The following is a 23,436-nucleotide window of genomic DNA, read 5'->3' as shown; positions in this document are numbered from 1 at the left end:
TTACCAAGATATGCGCTGCAATTGGTGGCTGCGCACAACAACCAGCCATATTAACGCGCACGTGCGGCGGTGTGGCGCAATGTAGTGGCGGCCTGCGCGATAATGGACGGGAATTACACGGAAACGTAAAGGCTTCTTAAAGAATTAGCGAGGATAGAGCTATGGGCGAGCAGGTTTGTATGACGGGCACCGAGTACTGCGGCGGAGCTGTGGGCGTGGACGCGGGCGGCTATCCGGTCGAGACTACGGGCAACGCGGCGCTGGACATCTTGGAACACCGCTCGTCCACGCGTGCCTTCGCGCGTGATGACGACGACCGTCCCGTGGCGGTGACCGACGAGCAGCGGGCGGCGATCTTGCATGCGGCGAGCCGCGCGCCGTCGGCGGGCGCCATGATGATGTATTCCATCGTGAGCATCCGCGAGCAGGCAACGCTCGACCGCCTGGCCGACCTGTGCGACCACCAGCCCATGATCGCCAAGGCGCCCTGGGTACTTATATTTGTGGTCGACTATGCCAAGTGGATCGATCTGTTTGAGCACGTGGGCTGCTTTGAGCCCGAGTTTGTAGAGCGTACGGGCAAGGCGCCCCGCCGCGCGCCGGGTCTGGGCGACTTTGCCATCGCGGCTCAGGATGCCGTGATCGCCGCGCAAAACGCCGTGGTTGCCGCCGAGGCTCTGGGCCTGGGGAGCTGCTATATCGGTGATATCGTCGAGAATGCCGAGGAAGTTGCCGAGCTGCTGGATCTGCCTCCGTATACCATGCCGCTGTCGATGCTCATCATCGGCACGCCTCGCAAAGAGCGCCCGGCGATCGCGCATCCCGTGGTGAACCTGGTGCACGAGGAGCATTACCGCCGTGCGGACGACGCGACTATGGATGCGCAGGTGGCCGAGATGGACGCGATGTTCCGTCCGCATGCCCGCGAGGTGGGGGAGCGCGTCGTGGACATCTATACCCGCAAGCACACGAGTCCCTTTATGGCCGAGATGAGCCGATCCATGGAATGGTGGTTCAAAAACTGGCTTGGAAAATGACGAATGTGACAAGGGGACAGTCCCTTTGTCACATTCCATATCGCCGCGGTGGCCTAAAGACTGTATAAATCTTTATCTAGCTGGGAAAACAGTGCATTCAAACATGGGCCGATTGCCTATAATCCCTTCGAACATTAAAGTTGGGAGGAAACCGGCTTATGGAACAAAAGGCCAAGGAGGCAGCCTCGCACGCTGCGATTCCTGTGAGCATCTCGGCGATGCTCGTCACGCTGGGCGTGGTGTACGGCGATATCGGCACCAGCCCTATGTATGTAACCAAGGCGCTCGTTGCCGGCAACGGCGGCATCGGAAGTGTGACGGAGGAGTTCGTGCTCGGCGCGCTCTCCCTTGTCGTGTGGACGGTCACGCTGCTGACCACCATCAAGTATGTGCTCATCTCGCTGCGCGCCGATAACCATGGCGAGGGCGGCATCTTTGCCCTGTACAGCCTGGTTAAGCGTTGCGGCAAGTGGCTTATCATCCCCGCCATGCTGGGTGGCGCCGCGTTGCTCGCCGACGGCATCCTGACGCCGGCCGTTACCGTTACCACGGCCATCGAGGGCCTGCGCACTATCCCGGCGGTCCATGCCGTGCTGGGCGATGACCAGGGCCGCGTCGTCGCCATTACGCTCGCCATCATCATCGTGCTCTTCTTGGTACAGCGCATCGGTACGGCCAAGATCGGTCACGCCTTTGGCCCCATCATGACGCTGTGGTTCCTATTCCTGGGCGGCACGGGTCTGTTCTTTGTCTTACAGCACCCCGCCGTGCTGCTGTGCCTCAACCCGCTCCGCGGCATCGCCTTTTTGTTGAGCCCCAACAACCACGCGGGCATCATGATTCTGGGCAGCTGCTTCCTTGCCACCACCGGTGCCGAGGCGCTCTACTCCGACATGGGCCACGTCGGCCGCGGCAATATCTACGCTACCTGGCCGTTCGTTAAGTGCTGCCTGCTGCTGTCCTATATGGGCCAGGGCGCTTGGCTTATGAACAACGCTGCCAACCCCGAGCTCATGGGCATTGCCGATCTCAACCCGTTCTACCAGATGCTCGCCCCGGGCCTGCGCCCGTTTGCCGTCGGCCTTTCCACCGTCGCGGCCATCATTGCCTCGCAGGCGCTCATCACCGGTGCATTCTCGCTGGTGTCCGAGGCCAGCCGTCTGGACCTCATGCCGCACATGCAGGTCTTCTACCCTGCCGAGACCAAGGGCCAGCTCTACATCCCCATGGTCAACAACGTCATGCTTGTCGGCTGCGTCATTGTGGTGCTGCTGTTCCAGAACTCGGCGCATATGGAAGCCGCGTACGGCCTTGCCATCACGCTGACTATGATGTGCACCACGCTGCTGCTCTTCTTCTACCTGCACGAGGAGCGCAAGCTCAAGGTTGCTCCGTGGATCTTCGCGGCCTTCTTCCTTTTGCTCGAGGGCTTTTTCTTCGTGAGCTCGCTCACCAAGTTCTTCCACGGCGGCTACTTCACCATCCTCATGGCTGCACTCATCATGGGCATTATGGTGTGCTGGTACAACGGCACGGCGGTCGAGCAGCGCCAGTTTACGCTGCTGCCGCTGCGCAGCTACCTGCCGCAGCTCAAGCGCCTGCGCGACGACGACCGTTACGAGCGCATGAGCGACAACGTCGTGTACCTGACCAAGGACACCCATACCGACTACATCGACCGCGATATCGTCTATTCGATCTTGGACAAGCATCCCAAGCGCGCCCGCGCCTGGTGGTTTGTGAATGTCGAGACCATGGACGAGCCGCACACCTTTGCCTATTCGGTCGAGACGTTCGGCACCGACTACGTGTTCCGCGTGCATCTGTACCTGGGCTACAAGATCAACCAGCGCGTCAATGCCTACCTGCGTCAGGTTGTTCAGGACCTGGCTGCCACCGGCGAGCTGCCGCCGCAGACGCATGACTACTCGGTCTACAAGGATCCGGGTAACATCGGCACGTTCAAGTTCGTCCTGATTCGTAAGCTTCTGGCGCCCGAAAGCGATGTGGAGCCGAGCGAGCGTACGGCCATCACGCTCAAGTACATCATTCGCCGCGCCGCCGGCACGCCTGCGCGCTGGTACGGCCTGGAGAACTCCAACGTGAGCTTTGAGTACGTGCCGCTGTTCACCAAGTTCAAAGCCGTGAACAAGATGCAGCGCCTGGCCCCCAACGAGCGGCCGTAGACGTCGGCGGCTACACGGAGTTGGTTTTTGATGGATAAGCATGAGGTCGGGGAGGTAAACATGGATACAAAGGCGCTCGATGGCCGTGAGGCGGTGGTCGAAATGGTGCGTGAGGCGCGTGTCGACGCCGCCGAAGATCGGTTCCTTACGAACCGTGCCAACATGGATATGGCCGACCGCGTGATCTCGATCGTGGCACTGGTATTTGGAGCGGTGTGCGTGTGCGCCCTGCTCGCGCACGTGCTGTTTGTCTAGCGACCGCCGGTTGCAAAGGCTATACACTTGGAACCACCACAAGGGAAACCACCACAAAGGTGCCTGTCCCCTTTGTGGTGGTTTTTGTTTTTGAGAGAGGGGCGGGACGCTGATGGACGTCCGTACGGACGGCGATATTGCCGATAGCTTTTGGTGGCGGCGCACAACGCTGACGCGCCGCACTCCTCTGTATGACGCCTGCGTATCGGTGGGGCTGTTGGTCGCGGCGACGATTGTGGGCGCGCTGCTCGACCATCCGGGTCTCGCGCCGAGCATCATGATCGTCTATGTGTTCGCCGTTCAGCTGTGCGCATTCTTTACCTGGAGTCGCCTGTATTGCTTGCTGAGCTCGGCTGCCGCCGTGGCGCTCTACAACTTCTTGTTTGTCGACCCGCGCTACTCGCTGTCGCTTATCGACCGCGGCTATCCCGGCATGTTCTTCATCATGTTCGTGGTCTCGCTTGTGTCGAGCTCGATTGCGTTGGCCCTGCGCCGCGCCTTGGCACAGGCTGCCGCCAGCGACCGCCGCACGCATATGGTGCTCGAGACCAACCGCATGCTGCAGCGGTGCGCCGACGAGCAGCAGATCGTTCACGCCATGGCAACGCAGCTGGCGCGTCTTTCGGGCTGTCCGGTCGTGTGGTACAGCGCCGACGCCGAGGGCGATGACCTGCTGCCGCGTGCGACATACACGGCCGTGGGCGATGCCGCACCGGTGCACGAACTGGCGCCGCAGATGCCGCCGCGGCTCTCGGCGTCCGCCTATGTGGGAACGCCGCTCGACGCCACGTTTGGCGGCTCGGCGTTTTATGGCATCTACCTGACGGTTCGCACAGGCGACGGCTTCGCGCGCTCGGGCGACCCCGCCTCGGTGGTGGGCGTGCTGGCTATCGTTGCCGAGCCCGACGTGCTGACGCACGAGGAGCGGACACTTGCCGATGCCATCGTGAGCGAAGGCGAGCTGGCACTCGATCGCGCCCGCGCCATGGAGGCCCGCGAGGAGGCGGCGGTGCTTGCCAAAAATGAGCAGCTGCGCGCCAACCTGCTGCGCTCCATCTCGCACGATCTGCGTACGCCGCTCACCAGTATTTCGGGCAATGCCGATGTCCTGCTCGACCAGGGCTCGACCGGCACCGCCGTGCTCGATGCCCAGACGCGCCGCGGCCTGCTTCTATCCATTCGCTCGGATGCGCTGTGGCTCAACGCCACCGTCGAGAATCTGCTCGCCATCACCAAGCTCGAGGGCGGCGGCATGCGTCTGTCGACTACGCTCGAGCTCATGGACGATATCGTCGAGGAGGCGCTGCGCCACGTGAACCCTGCCGTGCGCGAGCACGACCTTAAGGTGGTGGCGTGCGATGAGCCGGCGCTCGTCAACGTCGATGCGCGCCTGATGGTGCAGCTGGTGGTCAATCTGGTGAACAACGCCATCACCTATACGCCCGCAGGCTCGCATATCATGATTTCGATTAGCGTCGACGATGGACGCGTGGCGTGCTCGGTGGCCGATGACGGCCCGGGCATTGCGCCCGAGGACCGCGAGCGAATCTTTGAGTCGTTCTACACCGCCAACCACGGTCTTGCCGACAGCCATCGCAGCGTGGGCCTGGGTCTTTCGCTCTGCCGCTCCATTGCGCTGGCGCATGGCGGTAGCATAGAGGTTGCCGCGGCGGACCCGCACGGCTCGGTCTTTACGATTGAGCTTCCCGTCGCCGACGTTTCGTTTGATAAGGAGTAGCGCTGTGCCGAACTCTGCCGTAAAACCGCTCATCTTGGTCGTTGAGGACGATCCCGCCGTCCGCAACCTTATTGTTGCCGCGCTCGAGGCGCACGGCTTGCGTCATATGGCCGTGGAGACCGCCCATGCCGCCATCGCCGCCGCCTCATCGCAGGCACCGAGCATTGTGCTGCTCGATCTGGGCCTGCCCGATATGGACGGCGTCAAGGTGGTGGAGTCGGTGCGCGCATGGTCGGGCATGCCGATTATCGTGGTCTCGGCGCGCAGCGAGGATGCGGACAAAATCCGCGCGCTCGATGCCGGTGCCGACGACTATCTGACCAAGCCGTTTTCGGTCGAGGAACTGCTTGCACGCATTCGCACGACGCTCAGGCGCCTTTCGTATGCGCAAACGGGTGGTGTTGCCTCCGAGGGCTCGTTCGATACCGGTGAGCTGCATATCGACTTTGATGCCGGCATTGCCACGATGGATGGCGAGGAGCTGCATCTGACACCGATTGAGTACAAGCTCTTGTGCCTGCTGGCACATAACGCCGACAAGGTACTAACGCACCAGTTTATCCTGCACGAGATTTGGGGCACGGCAACTAAGAGCGACCTGGCGAGCCTGCGCGTCTTTATGGGCACGCTGCGCAAGAAGATCGAGTCCGACCCCGCGCATCCGCGCTATATCCAAACGCACGTGGGTATCGGCTATCGCCTGGTCACCCAAGGCTAGCCCGTCACCCACATCCCCGTATGAGTTGCGGTGAAATACGGTTTAAATCTGCCTAATTCCAGGCAAAACAGTCCGTATTCCACCGCAACTTTGTCTATTTGCCCTTGGGCTTGCTGGCGTAAAACTTTTTCTTTTTGGGCTTGCCGGCGGGGGAGGGCTTGCCGACAAAGTTGGGCTTGCCGTTGCCGGTCTGCGCGTGCGCGGGCGCCGTTGCGCGAGGCTTGCGCGCCTCGGGGTTGCGCAGCTCCTCGGTTCGCTCGGCAATCTCCTCGGCGCTAAAGCCGACCTCGGCCATGGCGTCCTCGATGGGCAGGCGGCGCACGATATAGCAATGGTGCACCTTCTGGTTGCGCGCGAAGTCCTCTGGGATGGTTTGCGCCGTAATGTTCTCCAGCACGACGCCCGCGCGCGCGAGCTTGCGCGTCTCGGGGCGGAAGCCACGCAGGTTGCAGCTAAAGATGGCGTGGCCGCCCTGTGCGAGCAGGCGCGATACGCCGGCCAAAAGCTCAACATGGTCGCGCTGGACATCCCAGGTGCGGCGGCCCATCTTGGACGAGTTCGAGAACGTGGGCGGGTCGACAAAGATCAGGTCCCAGCGGTTGCGCGTCTGGCGCTGGTCACGAATCCAGGCGAGCACGTCGTCGCGCACAAAGTGATGCTGCGGCCCCACAAAGCCGTTCTGGCGCATGTTGCGCTCGGCCCAGTCCAAGTAGGTGTTGGAAAGGTCGACCGTCACGGTCTCCTCGACGCCGCCGTCGGCTGCGTAGCAGGTGGCGGTGCCGGTGTAGGCGAACAGGTTGAGGAAGCGGCGTGCCTGCTTGGCGTGCTCGCGCACCAGGTTGCGGGTGACGCGGTGGTCCAGGAAGATGCCCACATCCAGATAGTCGTCAAAGTTGACGGCAAAGGTGAGGCCGCCCTCTTCGATGAGCGGCAGACGACGGCGTGCGATGTTGGCGCGCTCGCCCGACGCGCCCTTGCCGGCGCCCTGTTTGCCGTACTGCGAGCCGCCGCGCGAACGCATGCGGGCCTTGGCGTGCACATACTCGGCCGGAACATCAAGGATGCGCGGCGCGATGGCCAAGATGTCGAGCATGCGGGCCTGGGCCAACGCGGGATCGATGGTCTTGGGCGCGGCGTATTCGGCGATGACGAGCCAGCGGCCCGGCGTCTGCGGGCAGCCCTCGTACAGGTCGATGGCGGCGGAGTAGTCGGGCAGGTCGGCATCGTAGACGCGGTAGCAGCTCACGCCCTCGCGCTTGGCCCACTTGCGGCGCAGACGGGCATTCTTGCGCAGGCGGTTGGCGAACTGCTCGGACTCGGGGATGAGCACGGGCAGCGGCTTGCCGTCGCCCAGGTCGAGCATGGCGGCAGGCTCGGGCATGGGGGTGCCGGCGGCTTCGTCTTGAGCGTCTACGGTCTGCTCCTCGACATCTGCGCTGGTCGCAGCTTCAAATGCCGCGGCGGCGTGGTCGAGCGAGGGCCAAACCTCAATAGTTGCCTCTTCATTATTGGGCATGACGGCAATGGAGCGCGCGGGCTCGGCATGGAGTGCGCGGGCCATAAGGCCATCGCGGGTGAGCGCGGCGACCGGTGCGGCGATAAGCTCGGGCGCGCGGCGCAGCTCGCCGACCAGCGTCATGGCGTCGTGCATGAGTGAAAGCGGTGTCTCGGTGGTGTCTGCGACTACGGCGGCTCCGGCGACGGCGCCAGCATGGTCCAGCACGGTGGCGGACTTGGCGGCGCAAAAGTCGACAAAACGCTTGTAGCCGGCGCACTTGACCATGCGCTCGGCAGTCTTGCGGGCGGCGGGGTCGATGTCTACGGCCACGATGCGCGCCTGGCGCTCGCGCGCTGCCGTCTCGCGCTCGCGCGCCTCGGCAAGCAGCTGCTCCCACAGGGCGGCGTCGTGTAGCTGCCAGCCCTCAAAGCCCCAGCGCTCGCGTGCGGCGCCCGGGGCGCGGTTGGTCAGAATGTTCACGGCCTCCAGCAGCAGACCGCCGCCGGCGCATGAGGCATCGATCAGCGTGGGAAGGGCTTCATTCTCGTAATCGTCAGCCGTTAACTCGCGCTCGCACAGTGCGGTCCAGCCGACCTGCGCCAGCACCAGGGCGGCGTAGTCGGGGCGCAGCACGTGCGTACCCTCGCCGGCGCGGGTCGCTGCGGGCGGCAGACGCTTGAACAGCGGATCGCCCGAAAGGTCCAGGCTGATGCTCGCGCGGCGCTGACGCAGCGAAAGCAGTAGGTGAACATCGGGGTCGGCGGCGTCGACATCGGCGCGACGGCCCGTGGTCTCGGCCAGACGGTCGCACAGCGCGTCCTTGGCGCGCAGGGCCGAGAAGCGCGTGTTGCGCAGCTGCTCGGTCACGCCGCGGGCGGTGATGGCGATGGTGGCGCCGGGGCGGATGATGGTCTCCCAGGCGATGTCGTAAACGCTGTCGTACAGCTCGTCGGCATCCTGCGCCTCAAAGCGCCCGAGCACCGCAAACACGCGGCTCGCTAGGCGCGACCACAGACAGGCGCGGTAGCCTTCTTCGAGCTCGCCCTCAAACGTGGCGCGGCCCTTCAGCCGGCGAACATGCGAAAGCCCGAGGCGTTTAAGCTCATCGGCGAGTACGGACTCAAAGCCCTCGGGGCAGCTTGCGTAAAATTCCATGGGTGACCTCTCTGGTTGCGTCGCTCCATTATATGATGGATGCCTCGTCTGCCCTTATCCTCGAAAGGAACTCATATGATTGATGCGTGCCCCGATTCCGCCGTGCTCTTTTTTGACGTGGACGGCACGCTGACGTCGTTCGATCCCGACGATATGACCGATAAGGACTTCAATGCAGTCCATCCGTCGAAGGCTGTTGTCGATGCATTTGGTCGCCTGCGCGACGCGGGACACCAGGCATTTATCTGCACGGGTCGTCCCTTGTGGCTGATTGCCGATGGCCTGCGCGCGCTGAACCCGGCGGGTGTCGTTGCCATGGCGGGAGCGACGCTCGAGGTCGAGGGCCGCGTGGTGCATGAGGACTGCTTTGACGAGGACGTTATTGAGGAGCTTGCGCGCCGTATGGCCGCGGCAGGGATTGAGGCCTTTTTCGAGACCAACGTGGCTACTTTTGCCCTGGAACCCGCGGGTGTTGAGCAGTCGTCTCTGATCGGCACTTCTGTGGTGCACAGCACCGAGGAAATGCGCGTCGACGGCAGTCTGCGCGTGGGCAAGGTGTGCATCGTCGCGAGCGACCTGGCTCGCGTAGCCAACGATGATGGCTTTATCGATCGCGAGTTTGAGTTGTGCAACACCGGTGGTCAGAATCGCGAGCTGAGCCCCAAGGGCATTGACAAGGGCGTGGGCGTGGCGCGAGCGCTGGAATACCTGGGTCGCACCGGCAACGCGCGCACCTTTGGCTTTGGTGATTCCGGCAACGACCTGGGCATGCTCGCTGCGGTCGAGACGGCTGTCGCCATGGGCAACGCCATGCCCGAGGTCAAGGCAGTCGCCGACTACGTAACCGACGACGTCGCACACGACGGCACGGTTACGGCGATGCGCCACTTCGGCTTGATTTAATAAATGGCCGGTTCGCCCTCGATGTGGGCGAACCGGCCATTTGAGTTATTTTGCAAAATAGAGCTTGGGATGACTGCGGCTGCTTTCGATGGCCGCCGTCATGATGCCCTCATTGTCTCCATCAACGATGATGCCATCGAGGTCATCGATCTGCGCGGACTGATAAAAACTGGTCTTGTTGAACTTTCCCTGGTCAACCATCATATAGCCCTGGTTTGAGTTGGTCAGATACATGCTCTTAATCATGGCCGAGAAGTCATGCTCGACGGTAAAGCCGTGGTCGGGATGGAATCCGTCCGCGCTGACAAATGCCTTGTCGGCATGAAGCTTGCTCATGCAGTCGAGCGTTAGCGCGCCCGCGAGATAAAGGTGACCCTTTCGCACGGAGCCGCCTAACAGCACTACCGAAGCATTGGGCAGATTAAAGCTGGCATAGTTTGCGATAGCAAGATCGCCGGTGATGATGGTGATATCGCGTTTGTCCATGAGGGCCTTAGTGAAGTAAAAGGCCGTGGTGCCGATGTCGATCACCAGAACGTCGCCATCGTCAACAAGAGTTGCTGCGGTCGCGGCGATTGCCTCCTTGGCCTCGACTTGGACATTGATGCGCTCTTCGGGATACGAAATGGCATTGGAACGAGAAAGCGATACCGCTCCGCCACGTACGCGACGCAATTTGCCTTCCGATTCCAGCGAGACGAGGTCGTGTCGCGCGGTAACTTCCGAAACCGAAAAGCGGCGAACGATGTCGGATACCGAGATATTTGGCTTTTCGGCCAGCCAGTTCATGATAAATCGCTGACGTTCGGCCGGGGAAAGGTCTGAAGTTGATGCCATAAGTCGCTCCTTTTGAACGAAAGGCAAAAGAAATGCCTTTCGTAATCGAAATATAACGTATCGATATGAAAAGAACAAGGCGAAATCGAGCGAACGAGATGAATGACACGCCTTGCTTTTATTTGTAATTAGTAGTTGGCCTGACGTGCAGAATGCCTGCAACAGCCAGTAAAGAGTCTTGCCTGAAAGGTGTTCGAAAAAAAGTGAGATACGTTCACGCCCGATAATCGACCGTTCACGGAAAGTTGGCAATTGAGCTTTCGATATCTTTTGAAGTAGTTTATAAAAGAAAGCCGAAAAGCTTTTGAAACAAAGAAAAAGGCTTTCGATAGCAATAATGCTAGATGAGAAAGGACCAACATGGCGATCAAGGTGTTTGCCGACGGCGCTAACCTCGAGGGCATGCTTGACATGCACGACAATGGCAACGTTCAGGGCTTCACGACCAATCCTTCCCTTATGAAGGCCGGTGGCGTGACTGACTACCGTGCTTTTGCCAAGACGGTTCTTGAGCACATCACCGATGTGTCGGTCTCTTTTGAGGTGTTCGCCGACGACGAGGCTGGTATGGAGGCCGAGGCTCGCGAGATCGCAACCTGGGCGGACAACGTCTACGTTAAGATTCCGGCGCTCAACACCAAGGGCGAGTCCACCGCCGCGCTGGTCAAGCGCCTTTCCGCCGATGGCATCAAGGTGAATGTCACCACCATCTTCACGCCCGAGCAGGTCGACGAGTTCGTCGATGCCGTCTCTGCCGAGACCCCCTCTATTCTGTCTATCTTTGCCGGCCGAATCGCCGATACCGGTGTCGATCCGCTGCCCCTCATGGCGGAGTCCGTAAAGAAGGCTGCCGTCAAGCCCGCCGCCGAGGTTCTCTGGGCGTCTACGCGCGAGGTCCTCAATATTTTCCAGGCAGAGTCTGTTGGCTGCCAGATCATTACGGTCCCCAATGCCCTTCTTGCCAAGCGCAAGAATTTCGGGAAAGATTTGCTTGAGTACTCGCTTGATACGGTCAAGGGCTTTGCCCGCGACATTCAGGCGCTTGGTTTTCATATCCTGCCCGAGGAGTAGGGGGCGAGCATGCTGACCGATCTTCTTAAGCCCGAGCTTGTTGCCTGCCATGTCGAGGCCTCCGATTGGGAGGAAGCGATCAAGGCGTGCGGCAAATTGCTCGTAGACGCCGGCAAATGCGACCAGAGCTATGTCGACGCCATGATTTCATCGGTTCACAAATTCGGTCCCTATATGGTTCTTGAAGAGGGCATCGCCATGCCCCATGCCCAGGCCGATGGCAACGTGAGCGAAGCGGGAATCTGCATCGTCACGCTTGATCCTGCGGTTGCGTTTGGACATGAGGATTTCGATCCGGTTCACGTGCTCGTGGGCATCTGCGCGCCCGACCCCAAGGCCCATCTTGGCTGCTTGGCGGAGCTTTCGCAGATGTTCGAGGATGAGGACTGCGTTGCCAAGCTCAGCGCGTGCGATACGCCCGAGCAAGTTCTGGAGACCATGCGTTCATTCTTTTAGGCCTTAATGGCACGGCGATGCGTCGCCGCTTTTGGATAGACGGGAAAACCGTCACGTGTAGGAGAGGAAGGTTGCCATGCATATCATCACCGTATGCGGAAACGGCATCGGGTCCAGCCTGATGCTCGCTGGCAAAGTCGAGGAGCTTTGCGAGGAGGAGGGCATCAAGGCCGACGTTGAGTCTATGGACCTGAACGGTGCTTCTTCCGCAAATCCGGATCTGTTCATCACCGTTAAGGAGCTCGCTCCCGAGCTTCACGGTAACGTCGTGATCGTTCGCAGCTATGTGAACAAGAAGAAGATCCGCGAAGACGCCCTCGAGGCAATCAAGGCGGCCGCCGCTAACGCCTAAAGCGGCACAAAAAAGGGCGGTTCCCTGTGGAAGAGGGAAACGCGCCCACGTTAAAAAGAAAGGAAGCCCAGATGTAAGTCATCCTTCCCATACTTGAGTTTATCCAATCGATTCTGACCAAGCCAGCATGGATTATGGGCCTGTTCGCTTTTGTCGGCCTTGTCGCGCTTAAGCGTCCCGCCCACAAGGTGATGACGGGCACCCTGAAGCCGATCCTTGGCTACATCATGCTGTCTGCCGGCGCCGCTGTTGTTCAGGAGAACCTTGCTCCGCTGGGTACCTTCATCGAGACCGGTTTCCACATCACCGGCGTCGTGCCCAACAACGAGGTCGTCGTTTCGATGGCCCAGAGCGTCCTCGGCGTTCAGACCATGATGATCCTGATTCTCGGCTACGTCGTGAACATTATCATTGCTCGCTTTACCAAGTTTAAGTACATCTTCCTGACGGGCCATCACAGCATGTTCATGGCTTGCCTGCTGTCTGCTGTTCTGCAGGCATCTGGCTTCGAGGATGTCCAGCTTATCATTGTGGGCGGTATGTTCCTGGGCCTCGTGAGCGCCATGCTTCCCGCCGTCGGCCAGCGTTTCACCGAGAAGGTTACCGATGGCGACGAGATCGCCATGGGTCACTTCGGCTCGCTTGCCTACTATATCTCCGCTGCAGTCGGTACGCTGTTTGCTAAGGACGCCGAGGAGAACAGCACAGAGAAGATCGAGGTTCCCGAGAAGTATGCCTTCCTGCGCGACACCACCATCTCCACGGCTCTTACCATGGCCTTCTTCTACCTGGTGACTGCTTTTGCCGCTTACATCGCAGATCCTGCGGTTGTTACTGAGACTGCTGGCGGCGACAACGTGATTGTTTACGCCCTGACCTGTGCTCTGTCCTTCGCCGTCGGCGTCACCATCGTCTACAACGGCGTCCGCATGATTCTCGCCGACCTGGTCCCGGCCTTCCAGGGCATCTCCAACAAGCTGATCCCCGGTGCCATCCCCGCCGTCGACTGCGCCGTCTTCTTCCCCTACGCTCCCACCGCCGTCATTCTCGGCTTTGTCGCTTCCTTTATCGGTGGCGTGGTCGGTATGTTCATCGTGGGCGCTACCCTCGGTATCTTCATCATCCCGGGCATGGTTCCTCACTTCTTCTGCGGTGCTACCGCCGGCATCTACGGCAATGCTACCGGTGGCCGCAAGGGTGCAGCTCTTGGCGCTTTCGTCAACGGCCTGCTCATCACCTTTGCCCCTGCTCTGCTCCTGCCTGTTCTTGACGTCTTCGGCTTCAAGAACACTACGTTCGGCGACTTCGACTTCTCCGTTATTGGTATTACGCTCGGCCGCGCTGCCGAGGCCTTCGGTACCACCGGTGTCTACGCGATTCTCGCTGTCCTTCTGATCGTCGCCTTTGTCCCCAACTTCATCCACACCAAGGGCGCTGTGATCAACCACGTTGAGGAAGAGTAATCCAGGCACACTTTAAGCCCTAATCGGGCGGAGCTCCGATAACCGGCTCCTACACGGAAGCGGTGACGTCTCAAATGAGGCGTCACCGCTTTTTGTTTTGAAGTGGTTGTGAAAACGTATTGACGAAGCATCGTCTCTGCGCCGTGAGCGGAATCAAACGCAATGAATGGCAAAAACGTTTTGCTGCTGGGGTGTCGATATAAAAATGGTAAAACCGTAAAACCGTTCGCCGAGAAGATAAAAAACCGCAGCTCACGCCTTGATAAACGTAGGTAAAGTGTTTAGCAGTTTATCGGCCGTATGCTAACGAAAGGAATCAGGCAGATGGCAATCAAGGTGTTCGCTGACGGTGCAAACCTCGAGGGCATGCTCGACATGTACGAGAACGGCAACGTTCAGGGTTTCACGACCAACCCGTCCCTTATGAAGAAGGGCGGCGTGACGGATTACCGTGCGTTTGCCAAAGAGGTCTTGACCCACATCACCGATGTGTCCGTCTCGTTTGAGGTCTTTGCCGACGACGTCGAGACCATGGAGGTCGAGGCGCGCGAGATCGCTACCTGGGCCGAGAACGTCTACGTCAAGATTCCGTGCGTGACTACCAAGGGCGAGTCCACCGCCGAGCTGGTGCGCAAGCTTTCGGCCGACGGCATCAAGGTCAACGTCACCACCATCTTTACGCCTACGCAGGTCGATGAGATGGTCGAGGCCGTCGACGCCGAGACGCCGTCCATCATCTCGCTCTTTGCCGGCCGCATCGCCGATACCGGCGTCGACCCCATTCCGTTTATGACGGAGTCGGTTAAGAAGGCCGCCGCAAAGCCCAACTGCGAGGTCCTGTGGGCGTCCACGCGCGAGCTCATCAACATTTACCAGGCCGAGGCCTGCGGTTGCCAGATCATCACGGTGCCCAACAGCATCCTGGCCAAGCGCAAGAACATTGGTCGCGACCCGTACGAGGTCTCGCTCGACACCGTGCGCGGCTTTGCCAAGGATATCGCGGCGCTCGGTTTCCATATCCTGCCGTAGTCTGCGCCTTTAATAGGCCCCACCAACAAAAATCGAGTTATTCGGCCTCTGATTGCTGTCAAGATCGCAATGCGGCTGAAAAACGTCCCGTATCGTACCTCTGTGGGTGCCGATACGGGACGTTTGTGGAATATCTAGCGTCAATTTGTTGCGTTTGGCGCTTTGAGGGGTGTCATCGTGGCCCAGCGAGGCCGCATAACTCGATTTTTGTTGGTGGGGCTCAGAGGAACGACGTTTCGCGCTTCGGAGTTTCGGCCAGATCGCTTTAGAAGGAGAGGCGCTCGGCAGGACGTGGCCTATCGAGCGCCTCCAGCGGTATATTTGCCCATGCCGTGGGGCGACGGTCGTATGGGACAGGTTCGAATAATCGGTCAAGCGATTCCGTCTTCGATGAACGAATCGTCGCGATGGGTGACATCGATGCTAGAAGCGCCCAAGCAGAAAATCGACAGCCGAAACGATTCTGATGCCGTCTATGTCCGTAGGGTGATCGCCGTGACGGACGACGAGGATCTTCTCGTAACCGGCGGCAACCTTCTCGAGCGATTTCAGCTCGAAGGGGCGCAGTTCGCGATTGCGCGTGGCTTCCTCATCAATGGTGTCCGTGACTTGGATAAACTTGCGGTCCGCCCCGTCGCCGATGGCGATAAAATCAATCTCGGCATTTCGCATGTGTCCCGTGAAAACCCGATATCCATCGATGACGAGGCGGTTATACACGGCGTTTTCGAGGGCGCGTCCGCTATCGCTGCCGCGATAACCGTCGAGGTAGGCGCGGAGTCCAAGGTCCTCGATATAGTATTTTCCTCCGGTTTTGAGCACCTCGCGCCCTTTGATGTCAAAGCGGAGGGCATGGGAGAAGATATAGGTTTCTTCGAGCGCCGACACGCAGGTGTCGATGGCGCCGTGCGAAGTTTTTGTCCCGCTTTCGTTCAAAGAGCCGACGATCTTGTTGATCGATGTTGGGTTTGAGATGTTGTCTGCCAGGTAGGCGCAAACTCTGTCGAGTAGGTCTCTGCTCGTTACGGCCCTCCGTCCTCGGCGGGCCTCACGGGCCAAGATGTCGCAACCGACAATGGTCTGGTAGGTGCTCCAGATGTAGTCCTTCATCTCTCGTTCGGGCAGACCGGAAATCGCGAGATAGGGGAGACCTCCAAATTGAAGGTATCGGTCGAGCAACTCGTCGAGCGGGGTGATTTCTTCCCTCCCAAAGACGGCATATCTGCTCGTGACTTCGGTCGGGCCAAGGAAGTCGAGGTATTCGGAGAAAGATAGCGGGTGCATTCTGATTTCGACGTATCTTCCTGAGATTAGGGTCGCTATTTCGCTGGAGAGCAAAAACGCATTCGAGCCCGTAATGTAGATGTCGCAGTCTTTGTCGACGCGAAGCGCGTTGATGGCTTTCTCCCAGCTGGAAACTTCTTGAAGCTCATCAAAGAAGAGATAGCACTTCCCACTCGACGGCATCCGCTCGACGACATGACGGTAAAGCTCGCGCCAATCGCGAATTCCCTCGAGCTCGAATGATTCCATTCGAAAAGAGAGAAGGCATTCGGTCGGTACGCCGTCTTTGGCAAGATGGGAGCGCATCATGTCGAGCAACGTTGACTTGCCGCATCGCCGCATGCCGGTGACGACCTTGATAACATCTGAATCGCGAAAAGCGATCAGCTTCTTGAGGTAGTTATCCCTTGCTACGGGCTGCCCGTTCATCGTTCGTCCAATCTGCAAGTTTTTCTCAGAGCGTAACAAAAACTTGCAAAACCTGCAAGTTTTTCCCATCAGGTGAGAAAAACTTGCAGGTTCAACGATGGATGGCGGCGGCTCGCACTTCTGTTACTTCCCCTGCACCATGGTGAGGGAAATCTTCTTGCGGTCGCGATCAACCTTCTCGACCCATACCTTTACCGTGTCGCCGACGCGCACCACGTCGCTCGGGTGCTTGACGAAGCGGTTGGCCAGTTTGGAGATGTGTACGAGGCCGTCCTGGTGCACGCCCACGTCGACGAAGGCACCAAAGTCGACGACGTTGCGCACCGTGCCCTTGAGCTCCATGCCGGGCTCCAGGTCGTCGATGGAAAGCGCTGAGCGGCTAAAGACCACCTCGGGCGCGTCGTCTCGCGGATCGCGGCCGGGCTTCTTGAGCTCGTTGACAATGTCGATGAGCGTCAGGGTGCCGCAGTCCAGGTCGCTTGCCAGCGCCGAGATGCTGCCCAGACGGCGCTCGATGTCGGGCACGCCGCCACGGCTGAGCTCACTGGCCGCCACACCTGCGCGCTCCAGGACGGCCGTGGCCACCTCGTAGCTTTCGGGGTGGACACTTGTCGCGTCGAGCGGGTTCTTGCCGTCGCTGATGCGCAGGAAGCCCGCGGCGTTGAGGTATGCCTTGGGTCCCAGCTTGGGGACCTTCTTGAGCTGGCGGCGATCGGTAAAGGCGCCGTTTTCCTCGCGGTAGGCCACGATGTTCTTGGCCACGCTCGGCGTAATGCCCGATACGTATCCCAGCAGGCTTGCGCTCGCGGTGTTCACGTCGACGCCCACACGGTTGACGACGTCCTCCACCACGTGGCCCAGGGTGCGCGAGAGCTCGGCCTGGTCAAGGTCGTGCTGGTATTGGCCCACGCCGATGGACTGAGGCGGAATCTTGACGAGCTCTGCCAGTGGGTCCTGCAGGCGGCGACCCAGGCTCATGGCACCGCGCACGGTGACGTCCAGGTCGGGATACTCCTGGCTGGCGAGCTCGGAGGCGGAGTACACCGACGCGCCGGCCTCGTTGACGATGGTGTATCGCAGCCCGGGCGCCTGCTCGGCAATGAACTCCGAGACGACTTCTTCGGTCTCGCGGCTGGCGGTGCCGTTGCCGATGACGATGGTGTTGACGCTGTCCTTCTTGACGAGGCGGGCGAGCTCGCGCTTGGTGCCGGCGACGTCGTGGCGCGGCTTGGTGGGGTAGACCACGCCGTGGTCGAGTAGTTTGCCGGTCTCGTCCATGACGGCGACCTTGCAGCCGGTGCGGTAGCCCGGATCGAGCGCGAGCACGCGGGCGCCACGGACGGGGCGTGCCGAGAGCAGGCCTTCGAGATTCTTGGCAAAGACGTTGATGGCCTCGGTCTGGGCGCGAACGGTGAGTTTGGCGCGGGCCTCGCGCTCCAGTGAGGGGGCCATGAGGCGCTTGTAACCATCAGCGATGGCGGCATCGAAGATGGGAGCAAACGCGCCCTGGCGTCGGGGCCAACGGCTGCCGAGGCGTGCCGTGGCGGCAGCGCCGTCGACGTTCACGCGCACACGGAGCTTGCCCTCGCGTTCACCGCGGTCGATAGCCAGCACGCGGTGGTTGGGTATACGGCGCAGCGGCTCATCATAGCTGTAGTACGGCTCGTAGGGAGTCTTCTCGGTGGGATCGGTGGCCTCGACGACGATATCGGCGGTGTTTTGCATAAAGGCGCGCAGGTCGGCGACGTTCTCGGGGTCCTCGGCTACCGTCTCAGCCACGATGTCCGCTGCGCCGGCAAGCGCCTTCTCGGGCGTGTCGAAGCCGGCTTCCTCGTTGACGTATGCCGCGGCGGCGTCGAGCGCGCTGCCCTTGGCGGATGCCTGCATGATGATCATGTTAGCAAGCGGCTCCAGGCCGGCTTCGCGGGCCTTCTGCGCGCGGGTCATGCGCTTTTTTCGGTAGGGCTTGTAGAGGTCCTCGACGCGCTGGAGCTGCGTGGCCTCGCGAATCTGCTGCTCGAGCTCGGGCGTGAGTTTGCCCTGGACATCGATGAGCAGGATGACGTCTTCTTTGCGCTGCTCAAGATTGCGCAGATAGGACAGGCGCTCGTCGAGCGCACGCAGAGCGACGTCGTCCATGCCGCCCGTGGCCTCTTTGCGGTAGCGCGAGATAAAGGGGATGGTGTTGCCCTCGTCGATGAGCTTGACGGCAGCCTCGACATTGGCGGCCTTAAGGTTGAGCTCGCGGGCGAGCTGGGCGATAAGATCCATGGAACTCCTTGCGTTTAAGGTGCGTTTGCAGCACAGGGCTACCAAGGATACCACCCGCGATGTGACAAAGGGACAGTCCCTTTGTCACATGTCATGTGTAGGTAGCAAAAAGCCCCGCGGGCAGGAGGCTGCTCGCGGGGCGAAGAAGAGGGGCTTATTTGCGGCGGGTCGAGGGGCTCGGCGTAGGGTTTGCCGCGGCCCGCCCGGGCTTTACAGCTCGACGAGGTTGCCGGTCTCGGCGGCCTCCTTGATGGCGTTGAGAAGCGTGAGCGTCTTGACGTTATCGGCGGGGGTCACGACGGGCTCGACCTCGCGGCGGACGACCTTCACAAAGTGCTTGAGCTGCATCTTGTGCGGCAGCGCCGGGTCCACAGCCGGGATCTCCATCTGCAGCGGCTTGTGCCAGTTAGAGGCGCCGTCGTAGGAGAACTGGTGCAGGCGGGGCAGCGACAGGGCGCCCTTAGTGCCGCCGATAAAGTAGGCGTCGGCGTCGAAGGGGCGGTACTGCGGATCCTCGCGAGCGGTTGCCTCCCAGTTCCAGGGGCTGGCGGTGGCGTCGGAGATGGTCATGCTCGCAAGTGCGCCATCGGCAAAACGGACGTTGACCACGGCGGAGTCCTCGGTCTCAAAACCGCGGGCGGCGCTGGACTGCATACCCTGGACGGCAACGGGCTCGCCCAGCAGATAGCGGAGTAGATCGACGTCGTGAACCAGGTTGACCAGGATCGGGCCGGCGCCCTTCTTGCGGCGCCACTCGACATCGAAATACTCGTCGTTCTTATAGATCATGTAGTGGAAGCTCGAAACAGTAAGCTTGCCCAGCTCGCCGGACTCGATGATCTCCTTGGCCTTGTTGACGAAGGGGTTGTGGCGACGGTGCTGGCCCACGAGCATGGGCACGCCGGCGGTCTCGGCCTCGGCGGCGAAGGCCTGGGCATCCTCAAGATCGTTGGAGATCGGCTTTTCGACCAGCGGCACGATGTTGCGCTTTACGGCCTCGCGAGCAACGCCCAAGTGCAGGTCGTTGGGGGTGGCGATAATGACGGCCTCGGGCTTGACCTCGTCCATCATCTGGGCGGGATCGGTGTAAAACGGCACGCCGGCGGCCTCGGCCGTGGCGCGGGCGCCCTCAAAGGCGTCGGCGATGGCGACGAGCTCGGCCTCGGGCTCCTCGGTGACAAAGCGGATGTGGTTGCGGCCCATGGCGCCGGCGCCGATAACGGCAATGCGGACGGGGTTGAGCTCAGACATTTCGACTCCTTAATACTGGTGACCGGTGGAATGCGACAAAGGGGCCGTCCCTTTGTCGCATCGGTAAAACTAGGCAGACTTCTTCTTGCTGTCGGAGACCATCATGTAGACGGTGAGCACGACGGCGATGGCGGCGATCACAATAGCGCCGTAGAAGGACTGCTGGTAGGCGGCGCTGCCGGCCTCGGCGTGATACAGCACGGCGGTGATGGGCTGGCTGATCCAGGTGGAAGCGGCGTAGCCCAAAAACATGATGCCGTAGTTGACACCGATGTTGCTGGTGCCAAAGGCGCCGCCGGTGAGCGGCGGGTAGATGACGAGCAGGGCGCCAAAGCTAAAGCCGAGCAGGGCGAGCGCCACAAAGAACATACCCTGCGTAAAGCTCATCGACATGATGACGAGGGCGACGATGGTGACGACAAGGCTGATGAGCAGCGACTTGTAGGCACCGAGCTTGTCGATGATCTGACCAAAGGACAGACGGCCGACCAGGTTGGCGCAGGTGTTGACGGAGACGACCACACCGCCGAGGGCGACGGCAGCGGCGCTCGTGGGATCGGCGAAGAGCTGTACGGCGGCGATGGAGGCAACCTTGCCGACGAGCAGGGTGCCGGCGGTGGCGGCAAAGGCGAAGGTGACGATGAGAACCCAGAAGCGCGGGGTCTTGACCATCTCGCCCGGGGTGAGGTCGCCGAAGGTGCCGGCATGCGCGCCGCCCTTGGGGGCCTCGAAGCCCTCGGGCAGCCAACCGGCCTCGGGGGCCTTCAGGAACAGGGCGGAGGCGGTGATCATCACAAAGAAGATAACGCCGAGCGCCTTAAGGGCGCCAAAGATTCCCAGGCTTGGGATGAGCAGCGAGGCGAGCACCGGGGACAGCACGGCGGGGCCGGCGGTCGAAGCGGCCAGGGTGATGCCGGAGGCAAGGCCCTTCTTGTCGATGAACCACTTCTGACCCGTGGTGAGCGCCGGGTTGTAGCCCAGGCCGTTGCCGATGGCGGCGACGAGCGAGAACCACAGGTAGAACTGCCACGGCTCGGTGACGGTGCCGGACATGAACCAGCCCACGCCGTAGCACACGGCGGCGGCGATCACGACGTTGCGCGGGCCGATCTTATCGGAGATGCGGCCGGCGAAGATGCCCGTCGCGGCCATGATGGTCTGAAAGACCGGGAAGGCCCAGGTAAGAGCGCTGGACCACTCGGGGTAGACGGCGAGCAGGTTCTTGCTCACGACGGAATACAGCGCGATGGAGCTGATGAAGAACATGGTGACGCACGCGGCGGAAAGCACGACGGCGCGACCCTTGTTGGAGTTGGTGGAAGCCATTGGACTCTTTCTAATCGATACGGGGGAGGAGCAGGCGTATTCGCGGGCCTCCCTGTTAGGTTGGTTTACTGGTCAGTCGGCTTGGCGACGCCGGACTCATCGGACCAGAGCTCGACACCCTTGTTCTTAAGGTAGTTGTCGGCATAGGCGCGACGGCCGCCGGGCTTGGCGGTGAGGTCGCCCATCATGTTGGAGAAGCCGCCGTCGACCTTGATGGCGTCGCCGGTGGTGAAGTCCGAGCGCGTGGACGCCAGGAACATGACGGCGTTGGCGATATCGCTGACCTCGCCGATGCGGCGCGTGGCGATCAGACGGCTGCGGCTCTTTTCGACCTCGGGGTCGGCGTAGAAGTTGGCCGACATCGGGGTCTTAACGAAGCAGGGTTCGACGCAGTTGGAGCGGACGCCGTAGGGGCCCCACTCGGCGGCGAGCATCTTGGACATCATGTTCACGCCGGCCTTGGTGGAGCTGTACACGCCCGAGAACGTCTCGGGGGAGTGGCTGGCGACGGTCGAGATGTGCACCAGGCGACCCTGGCCGGCCTTGATCATCTCGCGACCAAAGCGCTGCGAGGTGATGAAGTAACCGGTGAGGTTGACGTTGAGCACCTGCTCCCAGTCGCTCAGCGGCAGGTCCTCCATGGCGGCGAAGCGCAGGATGCCGGCGGTGTTGACGAGGACGTCGACACGGCCGAAGTCGGCGATGGTGGCGTCGACGGCGGCCTGAACCTCGGCCTCGTCGGTGGCGTTCATCTTGTAGCCCTCGGCGTGGATGCCAAACTCGGCGGCGAGGTCGGCGGCTGCGGCCTTGACCTTTTCCTCGTCCAGATCGAGCAGGACGACGTTGGCGCCGTTGCGGGCGAACTCGCGGCAAATCTCGACGCCCATACCGCCGAGTGCGCCGGTCACGGCGCAGACATCGCCCTCGAGCTTAAGCCAGTTGCTCATAGGAACTTCCCTTCTTGTGCCTCCCGGTGGGTCGCTCCCATTAACCGACCCACGTGGTTTTCGCAGGTTATCGTATGCTTTGCATTTGCGCAGGTGAATTGCATATTTGTTAGAATGGCGTTAACCGCAGGTTTACACCGTGCGATGCAGTTTATGCTCAACTGAGCGCGTGACCTGCGAAAACAACCCCCTGTGGCACCATGTGGCCACGGGCGCGAAAACGGGAGATTGACGTGTACGATCGACGACTCGAGGCTATATCGGCCGCCGCGGAGCTGGGAAGCTTCTCTCGTGCGGCGGCAAAATTGCGCGTGTCGACCCCGGCGCTCGTCAAGCAGGTGTCGGGCTTCGAGGCTGAGTTCGGTATCACGCTGTTTGAACGCTCGCACTCGGGCGTCAAGGTGACGCCGGCAGGTGCTCTGCTGGTGGACGATGCGCGCTCGATCATGCGGCAGTCCGAGGACGCGCTGCGCCGTGCCCGACGCGCGGCGGGCGATGGCGGGGCCGTGCGTCTGGGCGTGTCGATGATGTGCCCGGGGCGCCAAACGCTGTCGATGTGGTCGGGCGTACACGAGCTGGAGCCATCGTTGCGCTTCGAGATCGTGCCGGTGAGCGACCTCTACGACGAACGCGAATCCGTCATGCGCAGCTTGGGCCGCGAGGTCGATGTGGTGCAGTCGAGTTTTTCGACCCCGCGCTGGGGTGACGCCTGCCAAAAGCTCCGCATCGTTAACGTGCCGTTTTATATCGACCTGCCGCGTACGAGCCCGCTGGCGCGCAAGACGCGCATCACGGTTGCCGACTTAGAGGGCATGCGCCTGCGCGTGCTCCGCCACGGCAACGACGCTATGGACAGCCTGCGTATCGATCTGTTGGCAGACGGCGGCGTGGACGTGATCGATGTGGACAGCTTCGACTTTGCGCTCTTTAACGAGGCGGAGGAAAAGGGCGACGCGGTGCTCACCTGCGGAGCGTGGTCGGGGGTGCACCCAGCCTTTGTGGGCGTGCCGTTCCTGTGCGGCCGTGAGGTGCCGGTCTTTCTGCACTACCCGCTCGAGCCCACCCTCCAAGTCCAAAAATTCGTCAACGCCATGGCTCAGCTTCTCACCTAGCTCACCTGGGACGGGGCTCTTTTAGCTACTTCGAAGATGATTTTTCTGGGACGGGGATTTAATAAGGCTCTGTTAGACCAGGATTGACATACATGTGTCCCCACGGTGCCATATCGTT

General features: G+C 61.1%; 19 protein-coding genes. 12 read left to right on the top strand and 7 right to left on the bottom strand.

The features are described from left to right. The first annotated feature begins 161 nt into the window (after positions 1-161). From I2D41_RS04575 to I2D41_RS04555, 5 genes are all read left to right on the top strand, one after another. Positions 162-1,037 (top strand): nitroreductase family protein, encoded by an 876-nt coding sequence (locus tag I2D41_RS04575; protein WP_195363689.1) that lies wholly within the window; start codon positions 162-164, stop codon positions 1,035-1,037. Positions 1,038-1,195: 158 nt separating this feature from the next. Next, entirely contained in the window at positions 1,196-3,223 is a 2,028-nt protein-coding gene (locus tag I2D41_RS04570) for a KUP/HAK/KT family potassium transporter (RefSeq protein WP_195363688.1), read from the top strand. 60 nt (positions 3,224-3,283) lie between these two features. Next, on the top strand, positions 3,284-3,478 hold the full coding sequence (locus I2D41_RS04565) for a hypothetical protein (RefSeq protein ID WP_195363687.1): 195 nt from the start codon (positions 3,284-3,286) through the stop codon (positions 3,476-3,478). A 112-nt stretch (positions 3,479-3,590) separates the two neighbouring features. After that, positions 3,591-5,216, top strand: coding sequence for an ATP-binding protein (locus I2D41_RS04560; RefSeq protein ID WP_195363686.1), 1,626 nt, complete (start codon positions 3,591-3,593; stop codon positions 5,214-5,216). Positions 5,217-5,220: 4 nt separating this feature from the next. Next, positions 5,221-5,934, top strand: coding sequence for a response regulator (locus I2D41_RS04555; RefSeq protein WP_117648427.1), 714 nt, complete (start codon positions 5,221-5,223; stop codon positions 5,932-5,934). A gap of 94 nt (positions 5,935-6,028) precedes the next feature. Here the strand turns inward: I2D41_RS04555 and rlmKL are convergent, their stop codons facing one another. Next, on the bottom strand, positions 6,029-8,587 hold the full coding sequence (gene rlmKL / locus I2D41_RS04550) for a bifunctional 23S rRNA (guanine(2069)-N(7))-methyltransferase RlmK/23S rRNA (guanine(2445)-N(2))-methyltransferase RlmL (protein WP_195363685.1): 2,559 nt from the start codon (positions 8,585-8,587) through the stop codon (positions 6,029-6,031). Positions 8,588-8,662: 75 nt separating this feature from the next. Between rlmKL and I2D41_RS04545 the strand changes: the two genes are divergently transcribed. Further along, positions 8,663-9,490: an HAD-IIB family hydrolase gene (locus I2D41_RS04545; protein WP_195363684.1), complete on the top strand. Its 828-nt coding sequence runs from the start codon at positions 8,663-8,665 to the stop codon at positions 9,488-9,490. 45 nt (positions 9,491-9,535) lie between these two features. Here I2D41_RS04545 and I2D41_RS04540 read toward each other — a convergent pair whose 3' ends face one another. Then, on the bottom strand, positions 9,536-10,327 hold the full coding sequence (locus I2D41_RS04540; RefSeq protein ID WP_195363683.1) for a DeoR/GlpR family DNA-binding transcription regulator: 792 nt from the start codon (positions 10,325-10,327) through the stop codon (positions 9,536-9,538). Positions 10,328-10,687: 360 nt separating this feature from the next. Here I2D41_RS04540 and I2D41_RS04535 point away from each other — a divergent pair, with 360 nt between their 5' ends. The 5 genes from I2D41_RS04535 (at position 10,688) to I2D41_RS04515 (ending at position 14,698) form a co-directional block, all read left to right on the top strand. Next, positions 10,688-11,398, top strand: a complete 711-nt coding sequence (locus I2D41_RS04535) for a transaldolase (RefSeq protein WP_117564350.1) — start codon at positions 10,688-10,690, stop codon at positions 11,396-11,398. A gap of 9 nt (positions 11,399-11,407) precedes the next feature. Beyond that, on the top strand, positions 11,408-11,854 hold the full coding sequence (locus I2D41_RS04530) for a PTS sugar transporter subunit IIA (RefSeq protein ID WP_154517874.1): 447 nt from the start codon (positions 11,408-11,410) through the stop codon (positions 11,852-11,854). 76 nt (positions 11,855-11,930) lie between these two features. Then, positions 11,931-12,206: a PTS sugar transporter subunit IIB gene (locus I2D41_RS04525; protein WP_022094539.1), complete on the top strand. Its 276-nt coding sequence runs from the start codon at positions 11,931-11,933 to the stop codon at positions 12,204-12,206. A gap of 80 nt (positions 12,207-12,286) precedes the next feature. After that, positions 12,287-13,669, top strand: a complete 1,383-nt coding sequence (locus I2D41_RS04520) for a PTS ascorbate transporter subunit IIC (RefSeq protein ID WP_195363692.1) — start codon at positions 12,287-12,289, stop codon at positions 13,667-13,669. A 324-nt stretch (positions 13,670-13,993) separates the two neighbouring features. Further along, a complete protein-coding gene (locus tag I2D41_RS04515; protein WP_199576330.1) occupies positions 13,994-14,698 on the top strand; it encodes a transaldolase in 705 nt (234 codons plus the stop codon). A 423-nt stretch (positions 14,699-15,121) separates the two neighbouring features. Here the strand turns inward: I2D41_RS04515 and I2D41_RS04510 are convergent, their stop codons facing one another. From I2D41_RS04510 to I2D41_RS04490, 5 genes are all read right to left on the bottom strand, one after another. Then, positions 15,122-16,411, bottom strand: a complete 1,290-nt coding sequence (locus tag I2D41_RS04510) for an ATP-binding protein (protein WP_195363681.1) — start codon at positions 16,409-16,411, stop codon at positions 15,122-15,124. 123 nt (positions 16,412-16,534) lie between these two features. Next, positions 16,535-18,682: a Tex family protein gene (locus I2D41_RS04505; protein ID WP_195363680.1), complete on the bottom strand. Its 2,148-nt coding sequence runs from the start codon at positions 18,680-18,682 to the stop codon at positions 16,535-16,537. A gap of 210 nt (positions 18,683-18,892) precedes the next feature. After that, positions 18,893-19,933, bottom strand: a complete 1,041-nt coding sequence (locus tag I2D41_RS04500) for a Gfo/Idh/MocA family protein (RefSeq protein ID WP_195363679.1) — start codon at positions 19,931-19,933, stop codon at positions 18,893-18,895. 69 nt (positions 19,934-20,002) lie between these two features. Beyond that, positions 20,003-21,259, bottom strand: coding sequence for an MFS transporter (locus I2D41_RS04495; protein WP_195363678.1), 1,257 nt, complete (start codon positions 21,257-21,259; stop codon positions 20,003-20,005). Between the two features lie 65 nt (positions 21,260-21,324). Next, a complete protein-coding gene (locus I2D41_RS04490; protein WP_117770399.1) occupies positions 21,325-22,206 on the bottom strand; it encodes an SDR family NAD(P)-dependent oxidoreductase in 882 nt (293 codons plus the stop codon). 233 nt (positions 22,207-22,439) lie between these two features. On the opposite strand from I2D41_RS04490, the gene I2D41_RS04485 reads away from it, so the two are divergent. Beyond that, positions 22,440-23,318, top strand: coding sequence for a LysR family transcriptional regulator (locus I2D41_RS04485; protein WP_271741650.1), 879 nt, complete (start codon positions 22,440-22,442; stop codon positions 23,316-23,318). Positions 23,319-23,436 lie beyond the last annotated feature (118 nt).

The organism is Collinsella aerofaciens, assembly GCF_015552075.1.
In the GTDB taxonomy this organism is placed as follows: domain Bacteria; phylum Actinomycetota; class Coriobacteriia; order Coriobacteriales; family Coriobacteriaceae; genus Collinsella; species Collinsella aerofaciens_Y.
The sequence above is the reverse complement of the archived record's forward strand: the minus strand, read 5'-3'. Positions and strand labels throughout refer to the sequence as shown.